The organism is Ancylobacter gelatini, from assembly GCF_022601675.1.
GTDB lineage: Bacteria > Pseudomonadota > Alphaproteobacteria > Rhizobiales > Xanthobacteraceae > Ancylobacter > Ancylobacter gelatini.
On record NZ_JAKVIL010000003.1, the window covers coordinates 335447 to 348742 of the forward strand.

Annotated in this window: 7 protein-coding genes; 4 read left to right on the forward strand and 3 right to left on the reverse strand. The window is 63.7% G+C overall.

Features of this window, described 5'->3' with window-relative positions; genetic code table 11:
* Window positions 1–98 precede the first annotated feature (98 nt).
* A complete protein-coding gene (locus MKI84_RS07720) occupies window positions 99–4805 on the forward strand; it encodes a rhamnan synthesis F family protein (protein ID WP_241618169.1) in 4707 nt (1568 codons plus the stop codon).
* Window positions 4806–4819: 14 nt separating this feature from the next.
* Here MKI84_RS07720 and MKI84_RS07725 read toward each other — a convergent pair whose 3' ends face one another.
* Window positions 4820–6940, reverse strand: a complete 2121-nt coding sequence (locus MKI84_RS07725) for a glycosyltransferase family 2 protein (protein WP_241618171.1) — start codon at window positions 6938–6940, stop codon at window positions 4820–4822.
* 234 nt (window positions 6941–7174) lie between these two features.
* Here MKI84_RS07725 and MKI84_RS07730 point away from each other — a divergent pair, with 234 nt between their 5' ends.
* On the forward strand, window positions 7175–8362 hold the full coding sequence (locus MKI84_RS07730) for an acyltransferase family protein (protein ID WP_241618172.1): 1188 nt from the start codon (window positions 7175–7177) through the stop codon (window positions 8360–8362).
* 7 nt (window positions 8363–8369) lie between these two features.
* Here MKI84_RS07730 and MKI84_RS07735 read toward each other — a convergent pair whose 3' ends face one another.
* Both MKI84_RS07735 and MKI84_RS07740 read right to left on the reverse strand, forming a co-directional pair.
* Complete coding sequence (locus tag MKI84_RS07735) at window positions 8370–9350, reverse strand: glycosyltransferase family 2 protein (protein WP_241618174.1); 981 nt, start codon at window positions 9348–9350, stop codon at window positions 8370–8372.
* A 22-nt stretch (window positions 9351–9372) separates the two neighbouring features.
* Window positions 9373–11436 (reverse strand): hypothetical protein, encoded by a 2064-nt coding sequence (locus MKI84_RS07740; RefSeq protein WP_241618176.1) that lies wholly within the window; start codon window positions 11434–11436, stop codon window positions 9373–9375.
* Window positions 11437–11740: 304 nt separating this feature from the next.
* On the opposite strand from MKI84_RS07740, the gene MKI84_RS20805 reads away from it, so the two are divergent.
* Window positions 11741–12136, forward strand: a complete 396-nt coding sequence (locus MKI84_RS20805) for a GtrA family protein (RefSeq protein WP_425353812.1) — start codon at window positions 11741–11743, stop codon at window positions 12134–12136.
* Window positions 12137–12328: 192 nt separating this feature from the next.
* The gene (locus MKI84_RS07745; RefSeq protein ID WP_241618178.1) at window positions 12329–13291 is read left to right on the forward strand and encodes an NAD-dependent epimerase/dehydratase family protein; all 963 of its coding nucleotides are present in this window, start codon (window positions 12329–12331) and stop codon (window positions 13289–13291) included.
* Window positions 13292–13296: the final 5 nt, after the last annotated feature.

Genomic DNA, 13296 nt, shown 5'->3' on the forward strand with positions numbered 1-13296 from the left:
AGGTACAAGGTAGTCGTCTGGTGTCTGAACAGGATTACGGCGAAGAATATTTCCTTTCCCATTGCGGCCAGCCATATCATCGGGGCGAGCCTCACTGGTTGAAGTTCTTCGGCGAAGTGGCCCGTCAGATCGACGAGATCCTGGCCCCGAAGACGGTGTTCGACGCCGGCTGTGCCATCGGTTTCCTGGTGGAGTGCCTGCGCGGGCGCGGGATCGAGGCCTATGGGCGCGACTTTTCCAGCTACGCGATCAGCCAGGTTCCGGCCGGCCTTCAGGCGTTCTGCGAATGCGACACGCTGGTCAATCCGATCGAGGGCACCTATGACCTCGTGACCTGCATCGAAGTTCTCGAGCATATGAGCGAGGAGGATGGCCGTCGCGCGATCGCGAACCTGTGCGCCGCCGGGTCGCGCATTCTGTTTTCGTCGAGCCCCCGCGATTTCGCCGAGCCCACCCACATCAATGTCCAGCCGCCGCTGTACTGGATGCAGCTTTTCGCCGAGCACGGTTTCGGGCCGCGTGCGGAGTTCGACGGCTCGTTCCTCTGCCCATGGGCGATCCTGTTCGAGCGTCGTGCCGAGGCACCGACCCAGTCCGAGCTCGAAGCCCAGGCGCGGCTGATCCTGGCGCGTCTGGAGCGCGCCGATCGCAACGCTTCCGATGACGGGCAGCGCCGCGAGCTTCTCGGGCGCGTCGAAGCCGGCCTCGCCGAGGTGAAGTCCATCGTGCTGTCGGATGTCGAGACCCGGGCATCGGCCGAGCAGCGGCTTCATGCCCAGCGGCAGATGTTCGACCGGCTCGACGCCACGCTCAAGGCGGTGGACGGCAATGTCCAGCGCTGCATCGGGCAGGTCCGCTCCCTGGAGGCGGAACGCGACCAGTTGCTGGCGACGCTCGAGCTCCAGTCATCGCGCGCGAAGCTGGAGCGCAGCGAAGCGGAAATCGCCGCATTGCGCGGCCGCATCGACAAGCTCGACCGCCGCCGCTGGTCGCGGTTCTGGAAGAAGCTGCGGCCGAAGAGCAGATCGCGGCGCGGACGTCCTGCCCCACTCACCGCCGAGGAAGCGCTGATCGAGGCGTCCGGGCTGTTTGACGCCGCTTGGTATGCGGAGCGCTATGCCGATGTGCCGCGTCATCCCGAAGCGGCCCTGCGCCATTTCTTCAGTCACGGCGCCGGCGAGCGGCGGGATCCCAATCCCGAATTCTCGACCAAGTGGTATTTGGAAACCTATCCCCATGCCGTGGCGAGCGGCCTGCATCCGTTGCTGCATTACATCGAGATCGGCTCGCGCAGCGGGCTGAAGCCCTCCCCGGATTTCGACCCGGCCTGGTACAGAAAGACGTATCCCGACACGGTGAAGGGCGGCTTCGAGCCGCTCCAGCATTATCTTTCCAACGGAAAGAGCGAGGGCCGGCGTCGAAACGCGACCGACAATTCGCGCGATGTTGCCGAGGCGATGATCGAGCGGGTGAAGGAGCCCGCGGCGCTGAATCAGATGGCGTTGTTCATCACGCATGCGCCCGCGGGCGCGATCAAGCCGCATGTCGCGCTCTATATCAATGCGCTCAAGGGGGCCGGGCTCGGTGTCGTGCTGATCGTCGTGGCCGATTGCGGCGACGAGGTGGATGCATCGGCCCTGGTTGATCAGGTCGACGGTCTCTTCATTCGCGAGAATGGCGGCTATGATTTCGCGGCTTGGGCGCATGTGGCAGGTCTGGTCGACCTGACCCGCACCACGCTGCTGTGCCTCGTCAATGACAGCCTGATGGGGCCGTTCAGCGAGGCCGCGCTTGCGGCGCTGATGGCGCGGGCCCGCGCCTCCGATGCCGAGCTGGTCGGGATGACCGACAATTACGAATTCAAGCACCACCTCCAGAGCTATTTTCTGATCGGCAAGGGAGCGGGTGCGCAAACGCTGAAGGCATTCCTCGACGATGTCCGGTGGCTGGATGACAAGCAGGAAGTCATCATGGCCTATGAAATCCAGCTGCTCGATTACTTCGAGAGCCTGGGCAAGCGCGGCGCGGCGCTGTTTCCCAGCCAGGCCACCGAGAACCGCACCCTTGGCGAATGGCGTGAACTGATCGACGAGGGCTTCCCCTTCGTCAAGATGGCCGTGCTGCAGACGCTGGAGCCGCGGGAGTGGCGGCCGGTGCTGGAGGCGCAGGGCTTCGATTGCGACATCGCGGCCGGCAGCCTCGCGGTGATACGCCAGGGGCGCGAGGCGTCCCAGAGAGAAGCCGGCAGCGGCAATTCCCGCGAAGAACTGCAGGCCATGAACGGGGCGCTGATCGCCCAGGTTCACGAATTGACCGCCAAGCGTGGCGAAGCCGCCTCCCGTGTGGCGGAGCTCGAAAACGAACTCTCCAAGGCGCGCAAGCGGCCGTGGAAGCTTGTCGTGAGCAAGATGAAGTTCCGGCTTTACAAATGGCTCGGCAGCGGAAAGCTGCCGCTGTCCCCGCGCAAGGCGGCCAAATACGCGCTGCGCGCGCGGCGATACGATCCCTATCGTTCCAATACGCAGCAGCGGGCGGTGGCGCCGGTCTCGTCGTCGGCAATGGCCGGGTCGGCGCGGATCTATGACGGCCGGCGCGCAGCGGATGCGGCAAAGCCCAACGTCCTGGTTGTCAGCCATCAAGCCAGCCGCACCGGCGCGCCGATCCTCGCGCTGAATATCGGCGAGCAGCTATCGAGCCGCTACAACGTCACCTTCATGTGCCTGACCGGCGGCGAGCTGATCGAGGATTTCTGCGAGGTGGCCGTGAAGGTGGTGGACGCCAATCTTCACAGCATGGAATCCGCCGATTACGACAGTCTGATCGCCCGGCTCGCGAATGACGGGGCGTTCTCCTTCGCGATCGTGAATTCCGTCGAGTGTCACGCCGTGCTCAAGCCACTGCACGAGAATGCGGTCCCGACGGTTGCGCTGCTGCACGAATTTTCTTCCTACACGGTCAAGAAGACCGCCTTTCCCGAGGCGGTGCGGTGGGCGGACGAGACGGTGTTCTCGACGCGCCTCACGCTTGAGAACGCGTTTGAAAACAATCTGCTCGACTTTACGCCTCGGCTGCATGTCGCCCCGCAGGGCAAGTGCCGCATCCCCTCTCCCCCGACCTCGGATGCGGCCCGCACGGCGGAACAGAACCGGCTCCGCCAGATGCTGGCCCCTCCGGGAGATCGGCGCGCTTTCGTCGTTCTCGGCGCGGGAACCGTGGAAATCCGCAAGGGCGTGGACCTGTTCATCGAGATCGCGACACGGGTGCTGAGCATGCCGGGCGCCGAACATGCCCGTTTCGCGTGGATCGGCGCGGGCTATGCCCCGGAGCGGGACTATGCCTATTCCGTCTATCTGCGCGACCAGTTGCTGAGGGCCGGGATCGAGAACCGCGTGGCCATTTTGCCGGCAACGTCGGAGATCGAATACGCGTATGAACTCTCGGACGCCTTGCTGCTGCCGAGCCGGCTCGATCCGCTGCCGAATGTGGGCATCGATGCCCTTTCGCGTGGCATGCCGGTGCTCTGCTTCAAGGAGGCGACCGGTATCGCCGACCTGCTGAGCGAGGCCGGCCTCGAGGACGAGTGCACCGCCGATTACATCGACACGGCGGACATGGCGGCAAAGCTGGCGGCATTGGCCCGGTCGGACGAGCTCTATCAATCCGTGGCCCGCCGCACCAAGACCTATGCCGATTCGGCGATCGACATCGCGCGTTACGTCTCCACCATCGAGGCGCTGGCGGTGCGGGCGCGGGCGCGGGCGCAGAATCGGGCGGCCGATGCCGAGACCATCGCGCGCTCCGATGCGTTCCGGGCGGATTTCTTCGGCTCCGGCCCGATATCGGGGAAGGCGGGCCACGAGGTCGCGAACGCCTATATCGAGCGGCTCGGTCTGGTCGGCGCCGCGCGCAAGCCCGAGCCGGGCTTCAACCCGTTCATCTACGCGGAGAGTCCCGAGAGTGGTTATGACGGCACGTCGGACGCCTATGCCGACTTCCTGCGCAAGGACCGTCCCGCCGGGCCCTGGCTGCTCCCGGTGCTGAACGGGGGCGTGGACGCCGCCGCGCCGGCGCGCGCGAGCGCGCTGCGCAGCGCGCTGCATATCCACGCCTATTTCACCGATGGCCTGGCCGCCGTCGCCCAGCGGCTTCTCGCCAACCAGACACAGCCGGACCTGTTCATCAGCGTGGGCGAAAGTGCGGATGTCGCGTCGGTGAAGCGCGTCTTCGACACCTATCGAGGCCGCGTGGAAATTCGGCACACCCCGAATATGGGGCGCGATATCGGCCCGTTCCTCACCGCCTTCGGTGCGCGGCTGGTCGCGGAATACGATGTCGTGGGGCACATCCATATCAAGAAGAGCAGCCAGCTCGGCGATGCCGCCTTCGTGGCCGCGTGGAGCGATTTCCTACTGGAGAACGTCCTGGGCGGCAGCCGTGGCGGCCGGATGCTGGATCGGATCATGGAGCGGTTCGAGACCGATGCGCGCGTCGGCCTCATCTATCCGGACGATCCCCACATCTTCGGCTGGACCCGCAACCTGCGGAAGGCGGAGCGAATTGCGGCCCGGATGGGGCACACTTCGCTGCCCAAGGTGATCAACTTCCCCATTGGCACCATGTTCTGGATGCGCGCGGACGTGCTGCGGCCCTTCGTCGAGCTTGGGCTCGACTGGTCGGATTATCCGCCCGAACCGCTCCGGGACGACGGCACGGACCTCCATGCGTTGGAGCGGCTCTTTGCCGTCATCCCGACGCTGCGCGGCTGGGACAGCGTCGTCACCAACATCAAGGGCGTCACTCGCTGAGCATTCGCGCCCGGCTAAATCGCATCGGTGCGCGGATCGAGCGCGCCGCGTGGTGCCGGGGCCCGCAGCGCGAACTCATTATCGCGCTCCAGGTTCGGACTGAAATGGGGGTCGGTGCGTGTCGACACCGACCAGATCCGCTCGAAGCGGGCGCGTTCGGTCAGGCGCCGTGAGGACGGACGCGACGCGTCCTCAATGCCGCGCGTCGCCGATTCATGATGCAGAAGGCAGGCGAACGGGGTGAACACGACGTCATAGCCGGCGCGGCGCGCACGCAGGCACAGGTCGACATCGTTGCACTCCTCGGGAAACTGGGTTTCATCGAGCAGGCCGGCGGCATCGAGGCAATCGCGCCGGATCATGAGGCAGGCGCCGGTCACGGCCGACAGGTTCTGCCGGACCAGCAACCGTTCCTGATAGCCCGGCGCATCGGCCGGCGCATGCGAGAACCAGTGGCTTCCGGTGCCGCTCCGCAAGCCGATGATGAAGCCGCCATGCTGGAGGCTCCAGTCGGGATAGAGCAGCTTGGCGCCCACGATTCCGGTTTTCGGCAGACTCGCCAGCGCGACCATCTCTGTGAGCCAGCCCGGCTCGATCACTTCCATGTCGTTGTTGAGCAGTAGAATGAGGTCGCCGCGCGCGGCCGCGATGCCGGCATTGCACAGCCGCGAGAAGTTGAAGTCACCATCGTCCCGCACCACCCGGGTCGCTGGCCAGCGCGCGGCTATTTCCTCGAACAGCGCGAGGGTGGCGGGCTCCGTCGAGCCGTTGTCGATGATGATCAACTCGTAATGGGTATAGGCGGTGTGCTCCAGCAACGTCTCGACCGTCGCCCGAAGCAGCCCCGCCCGGTCGCGGGTCGGGATGACGATCGACACCAGCGGCGCGGGCTGCGGCACCGGGTACAGGGCGCGCAGGTGGCGCCCGCCGCCGGAGAGGGTCACAGGCAGCGCGAGGTGGCGGGACAGCGCCGCGGCCGCCAGCCGGGCGGTCTCGTCGTCTGCGAAGCCCGACCCGTTGGCGCGGCCGGAATAGGCAACGCGCGGCACGTGCAGGATGCGCGCGTTCTCCACGCTGGCGGCGTGGCGCAGGAACAGGTCGTACAGGGCCGCCGCGCCGAATTCGGCCTGGAGGCCGAGCGCGCGCACGGCCGGCGCGGGCAGCACGGTGAGGTGGCCGACATAGTTCATCGCCTGCAGGAGGTGGCGGTTGAAAGCCGGCTTGAAAGCCACGTCCACGGGTCGATCCCGCGAATCGACATATTCCTCGTCGGTGTAGAGCAACTCGCAGTCGGGATGCGCCGCAAAGGCCGCCCGGATCAGCGCAACCGCATCGCGGGTCGGCATGCCTTCGGCGTCCAGCGGCGCGATGAGCCCTTCGGCAGGAAGGCCGAGCGCCTTTGCCAGGCAGGCCATCGGTTCGTCGTCATCGGTCTCGACTAGAACGGCGTCGCGAAGCAGGTTGCGGATCGCGGCTCCTTCGCGCGCCAGGCGGGCCGCCGGCACGCCGACATACCAGTCGAACTGCCGGTCGGTCTGCTGCTTCAGCGCGGCGGCGCAGGCCGATAGCCGTTTCAGGGGCACGTCCGCCGCTTGCGACACGAAATGCAGGCGCGGCGCGGCGTCCGGGGCGACGATTTGCGCGAAATTACCGACATGGCAATGGCGGAAGCGCCGATAGGTCGGCAGGCCCAGGGGCGTCGCCGCCGGTGAGGCCCAGAGCACCTGCTTCAGGCGTCGCCGCATGCGCTTGGCAGTACGCAGCGCTCCGGCCGCTTCATGGAGCGAGCGCGCGCCGGTGAGCGCCCGCCACAAATGATATCCGCGCCCCAGCGGGCTGTAGCTGAGGCGCACCGCTTCCCCCGCCGGCCCTTCCGCCAGCAAATGCGCCGAACCGCGTGGCAGCCACAGGCCACACAGATGACCGGTTGCGACCGACACCCTGTCGAGCAGATCGCCGGAGGGGCCGAGGATGGAGAGCCCGACCCGGCCCGTCGCGCCTTCCGCCTTGACCACGAAGGGCTGCCCCGTGCGGCGCGCGCGCAGCCGCACGCCCACGGGCAGCCGAAAACCCGTCCGCGTCGCGTCAGGTTCGAGCGTTACGACAGGTAGTGGTGGCAGCACGCCGACGCTCATGAGAATCCGGAAGGAGAGAGGGGCGGCACGACGCATATCCCGTTTCGCGCCGAGTGCCCTTCATGTTGGCAGACCATCGGACACACGCGTGGAAGTGCTTCTGCAATAAACATAACCGCGGACGGTGTGAAGAGTGCCGCTTCCTGCGGCCGGGGCCCTGTCGCGGGCAGGCCGGTCTTGGTGTAATCACGGTCGGCGCCGTGTGTCGACGCCAGATGCGGTAGGGGCTGCAGCATGAAGGCAGGGAGTGGTTGCACGGCGTATGCAGGGGGCGAGGAAGGCAACCATGCCGGCGCCGTGACCAAGGTGGTCATCCGGCCGCCGCGCATAGAATCGCTCACAGGTTTTCGCTTCATCGCCAGCGCCATGATCGTCTTCCATCATTCGGGCGGGCGCTACGGGCTGCCCCAGACAGAACTGCCTTTGCATAATGGGGTCATGTTCTTCTTTGTTCTATCCGGGTTCATCCTCACCTATGTCCATCCACGCCTTGACGACATACCCGCGACGCTGACTTTTTTCCGCGCACGTTTCGCGCGGGTCTGGCCGGTGCATCTGATCTGCTTCATTGCCGCCGCGCTGTTGCTGGTGCCGTTTCCTTCCCAATTGTTGCCGTCCTGGGGGACCACAGCGGCATTGAATCTTTTATTGCTTCAGGCTTGGGTTCCGTCATTCCCGATCTCCTTCAGCTTCAATGCCGTGAGCTGGAGCATTTCGGTCGAGGCCTTCTTCTATGCGTCGTTTCCCGTCCTCCTTCTGATCATGGCGTGGAGCCGCACCGCGGTCGTGCTGCTGGCGCTGGCGCTGGTGCTGCTTCTTGCCGGCATCGCGTCGACCCTTGAATTGCCGCTTTACACGGGATCGCAGAGTGCGCCGACCAGCACCAATCTGATGGCGATCAATCCATTGCCGCGGCTCTTGGAATTCGTGAGCGGCATGGTGCTCTGCTTCGTCCTGCGCCGATCCCGGGGCGGTTTGCCGCGCTCGGTGGCCGCCGCAACCCTCGTCGAGCTGTTGCTGGTCGGCCTCATCATTGCCGGGCTGATTTACGTCACCGATCTGGCGATCGCCGTACATCCCTTCATCAGCGTCCCGCTCGCAGAGTGGCTGTCCCAGGGGGGCGGCCTGCTGCTGCCGGTGCTGGCGCTCATCGCGATCCTCGCCCAATCACGCGGGATGGTCGCGCGATTTTTGTCCACGGCGCCGCTCGTTTTCCTGGGAAACATCTCCTATGCCATCTACATGGTGCACCAGATCGTGCAGGAGACTTTTCGCGCGCATTTCGACCTGACGACGCAGGTGCCTGCGCCCTTCGGGGCGCTGATTTATGCCGGCACCGTGCTCGCTCTGGCGACGCTGCTGCATGTTGTGGTCGAACAGCCGGCCCGGCGCTGGCTCACAGGACGCCGCTCGCCGGTATGACCGGCTTTCAATTCCGTGCCTCGAAGGTGGTCTTGCCGACCACGAACTGGGGAATGTTGTTGAGCCGCAGATAGATCCGCCCGACATATTCGCCGATGATGCCGAGAAACACCATCTGCAGGCCGCCGATGAGCAGAAGCGTGGCCATCACCGAGGTCCAGCCGGGCTGGGTCTCCGGGTGCATGATCTTCTGAAAGATCACCGTCATAAGAAAAATCAGGCTCGCGGCGGCGAGCACGAAGCCCGAGATCGTCGCGAGCCGCAGCGGGAAGATCGAGGAGCCGGTCGCCATCTTCAGCCAGAGCGAGACCAGGCGGCGAAGATTGTAATTGCTCTCCCCCGCATGGCGCGCCTGATGGTCGATCTCGATCGAGGTGATGTTGTTGGTCGCGTTCAGGATCAGCGCGTCGACATAGGGGTAGGGGCCGTTATAGAGCAGGATGGTCTCAACCACATCGCGCCGCAGGGCCTTGAACGACGACAGATAAAGCCCGCGCGGCTTGTTGATCAGATGCACCGCCATGCGGTCATTGAACCAACTGCCCCAGCGCTTCCAGGCCGCGTGCTTGCGGTTGCGGTAGCGGGTGTAGCAGACATCCGCCCCGTCCTCGATCCGCCGGGCCAGCTCGGTAATCGCCTCAGGTGGGTGCTGGAGGTCGTCATCCATGATGACGATGACCTCGCCCCTTGCGAACTTCAGGCCGGCCATGGTGGCGTTATGCTGGCCGGCGTTCTTGCGCAGCGAGATACCGCGGATCTGGGGATGCGTGGCTGAGAGTTCCTCGATCACCGCCCAGCTGCCATCGGGGCTGCAATCGTTCACCAGTACGATTTCGTAGCGCCCTGAATAGTCGCTGTTCGCAAGGCAGGTCTCGATCGTTTCGACCAGCTTGGGCAGCACGTCCATGCTGCGATAGACCGGAATGACCAGCGACAGCGCGATACCGTCACCATTGGTCGGGAGAAGGGGCGGGGAGGCACCGGTCATGTACATTTGGCCCTTGAGGGGGTCACTGCGGAATCTGGAATTCGGCATAGAGGTGATCGCAGTCCAGTATCGTTTTCTTGTCGACCGTTATGTCGAGCGTACCATTCCTCGGCGGGAAGGGCACGGTCTGCGCCTCGCCCGGCAGCACGCTGCCGTCCCAGAGCGGCGCGCCGTCCAACGTCATCGACACGGCCACGCCATCGGCATTGGGGCAGGTCTTGAGGATGCTTTCGGGTATCGACAGGACGACCGCGGCCGGGCGCGTGGCGATGGCCTCGTCTATGGCGAGCGAGACGCCCGTCGGCTGGTTCGCGCCGGGATGTATGAACAGCGTATTGGGGCCACCTTGCTGGTTGACCTGACCGAACTGGGAATCGTGCTGGTCGATGCGTGCGGCAAACTGGAGTGCCATCGATTTGCGCAACCCGTCGCGCCATGCCGGATAATACACACCGAGCGCATCGGCGAACGCGCCGAACTCCTGCGCCGTTATCGGGCGCTCTCGCCGCATGAGATAGGCCTTGGCGCCACCGCCGATCGTATAGGGCGTGCCGATCTGCTTGTACGCCGCGCCGATCCCCTTGCCGGACAGCACCTGCTCTGCCGGAACGGTGATGATGGCCTGCGAGCCGGGCGCGAGATGGGTGAGCGGAGGATCGGTCGAAATCACATAGCGCGAGCGCAGATTGTCGAAATGGAACGGGTCGATCTCCGCCACTTGCGAGGCGTAGTTCAAATCGGGCAGCAGATCCGGGGCAAGCGCGACGATCAGTGAATCCGACATATCGAAGCTCGATGCGAAGACCGAGAACTTCTCGTTGACGTCGGGCCGTTGATGCAGGTCGCCGACGAGGCGCTCGTACTCGGAATAATTCTCCAGCCGCAACGGCGGCACCACGGCCTCCGGTACGAAGAAGGATATGGCGACGTTGGAGCGACGAAAGTCGACGGTGACGCTCGCTATTAATATCGCCACCGAGAGGATGGCGAAAGGAAGAATCCGAATCGAATTTGGCAGGAACGTCAGGCGTTGTGACAGTTGATAGGCGCCAAATGTGTAAGGAACGAACAGCCAGAACGCCATGGGAAGAAAATGATGCGTCCCGACTTGCTGCGTGCGGATGAAGAACAGATAGGTAGTTACGGCGCAGAGTGCGCAGAAGATGGCACCAATGTTCCGGGTGTAGAGGGCAAATAGCACGCCGACAACAATCAGCGTGGCATAATAGCCGCCGACCCGTGCGGCAAGCAGCTCAAGATGATAGCCGAGCGGAGCCTGATAGGCGACGTAGAGATCCGCGTAAGATGTCGACAGGACGCGAACGACGAGATCCTTCTGGAAGGTCAGCAGCAGAGCGACGCAAAGAATACCCGCAATCGCCAGCGGCAAGACGATCGATATGAGCGCGCGCAAGGGCCGGTGACCGGCGCGCAGGCGCGTCACCAGGCCGAACAGGAATGTCAGGAGGATCAGGCAGATAAGGCTGTAGGCGTACCAGCGCCTGAAAAGGAAGGGCGTCCAGATCAGCACGCCGAACAGAGCGCCGGTGAGGATAGGGCGCCGACTGAGAAAGTCGGTATTCAGGACCAGCAGCGTGGCGAGGCCGAGGAAGATCAGGCCGCATATATCCACCATGCCACGCAGGGTCGGAACCCAGAACGGCATGTAAGTGACCGCCATCACGAAGAACAGGCAGAAGAAGTGCCGGCTGCGATCTGCTGTCTGGGTGGCCAGAATCGTGGCGATGAGGGTGGCCGGCAACAGATATGTCAGCGTTACGGCCGCGAGATAGGTTGTTCGTTCGCCGCCGAAGGCCCAGAAGAAGGGATAAAGCGGCACTGTCGCGAAGGGATTATAATCCTGGGTCGCGATTTCCTGGAGCAGCCTTGTCGTCCAGCCGGGCGTGTCGTTGGCGATCAGGCCGCCGTAGAGCTGGAACATCTGCCAGTAGGCGCCATAGTCCCACACATAGGCCGGATGCTCCGCGCGGACGTAGATGACGCAGAGGCCGACGATCAGGGGAATGGTCGCCAGCACTGTGACAAGCGCGGGAGCGATGCGTCCGAAAGGGGCGGTTCTCTGCATGGGCTGGACCTTGACTGGCGGGGCCCGGCCTGGGCACTACGCTCCCGACGACCTGCACGAAATCGACCATCTGTTGCGCCATTTTCGCGAGCGGTGTTAATGGCGCAAGGTGTCACGTCGAAGCTCGCGACCGGACGTCACTTCCTCGCGCGACGCGGCTTGGCGGTCAACACGCATAATGTCGCCGGGATGCGAAAAATGGCGCGTTATCGAGCGGGTTGGCGAAACCTGCGTCGGGCGGCCGTCGAGGAGGGCGGGCTCAGGCGCATCCCGGCGTGTACGACCAAGGCATGGGGCCGCATTGATGCATCTCTTTAAACGGTATCGCCAAATAATAATTTTTGGAATTATTGGCGTATTCAATACGTTGTCATACCTAATACTTGCAAACGCCTTCTATTACATTCTTGGATGGGGAGAGCTGTTTAGTTCTTATCTTGCGTATTTCATAATGTTGCCTATATCATTTTTTGGCCATCGTTTTTTGACTTTCGGATCGGCCGGTCGAATCTCTGCCGAAGGCGGAAAGTTTCTTTTTGTCCAACTGTGCAATTTGCTGGTGATCTGGGGGTGCTATTCTATAGCTGCTGCTCAGTCTTGGTCCGCATGGATCGTTTTTGCGCTGACGAGCGTGATAATTCCGCTGGTGAATTTTATAATTTTCCGCTTTTGGGTTTTCACTCACCGCGTTTCTCTGTAATGCGAACGCGCCCGCACCTTGTCAATTTCACGAAAGTGCGATGGAGTTGATCGCCATAGCGATGTTTCGTGTATGGATGCAGGGCGCGCGAATTCGATATGGCCGTTCGGGGGCGAACATCCGATGGCCAAGGGGAGGCGAGGGGGCGGCTGCTTTGCCCGTTCCTTCAGGAATTGACGGCGGTTTGGTCGTATGACGCAAGTGCATCTTTTGCTGGGGGGCTGTGGGTTTGTCGGGCGACATGTCGCCCTGCTTCTTGCAAAGAACGGGCATGACGTCGTTCTGGCCGACCGCTCGCCCATCGCCGCGGATTTCCCCGAAGGCTTGGCCGGCAAAATATCCTGGCGCGAGCTGGATCTCGCCAAGGCGGACTGGGCCGATCTCGTCCGCGGCGTCGATGTCGTCCATCATTATGCGTGGGGGTCGATCCCGGCCACGGCCAATGAGAAGCCGGCTGGCGATCTTTTGGGTAATGTCGTGCCGACGATCGCGTTGCTGGAGGTTCTGCGCAACCTCGGGCGGGAACGCGCGCCCCGACTTGTTTTCACCTCGTCGGGCGGCACGGTCTATGGCTCGCTTCAGCAGATTCCCGTCGCCGAAGAGCATCCGCTCAACCCGCTGAACGCCTATGGCGCTGGCAAGGCGACGGCCGAGCTCTACATCACCGCCTATGCCCGCCAATACGGCCTCGACTGCCGTGTCGCGCGTCTGTCCAATCCCTATGGGGCCGGGCAGAACCTTGCGCGCGGGCAAGGTGCGGTGACCACCTTCCTTCACCGTGCCCTCAACCGGGAGCCGATCGTCATCTGGGGGGATGGCGAGGTGGTGCGTGACTACATACACATTGCCGATGTCGCGGATGGATTGTGCGCTCTCGCCTGCATGGACGAGATCGGGGTCCACAATGTCTTCAATCTCGGCAGCGGGCACGGTGTCAGTCTCAATGCCGTGGTGGCGCAGCTCGAAGCGGGTCTGGGTCGTCGGCTGGACGTCCGGCGCGAGGCTGCCCGTCCCTACGATGTGCCGGTGAGCGTGCTCGATATCTCGCGGATGCGCGACATCCTGCATTGGGGGCCGCGCTTGAACTTGTCCGATGGCATCCGCCGGACATTGTCGGATCTCGAAGGCGGCCGGTTGTTCTCATCATTGGGCTGATCTTC

Coding starts and splice junctions, on each gene's coding strand:
- MKI84_RS07730 (WP_241618172.1), top strand. CDS start 7,175: ATGAAGGCAGGGAGTGGTTGCACGGCGTATGCAGGGGGCGAGGAAGGC.
- MKI84_RS07745 (WP_241618178.1), top strand. CDS start 12,329: ATGACGCAAGTGCATCTTTTGCTGGGGGGCTGTGGGTTTGTCGGGCGA.
- MKI84_RS07740 (WP_241618176.1), bottom strand. CDS start 11,436: ATGCAGAGAACCGCCCCTTTCGGACGCATCGCTCCCGCGCTTGTCACA.
- MKI84_RS20805 (WP_425353812.1), top strand. CDS start 11,741: ATGCATCTCTTTAAACGGTATCGCCAAATAATAATTTTTGGAATTATT.
- MKI84_RS07735 (WP_241618174.1), bottom strand. CDS start 9,350: ATGACCGGTGCCTCCCCGCCCCTTCTCCCGACCAATGGTGACGGTATC.
- MKI84_RS07725 (WP_241618171.1), bottom strand. CDS start 6,940: ATGAGCGTCGGCGTGCTGCCACCACTACCTGTCGTAACGCTCGAACCT.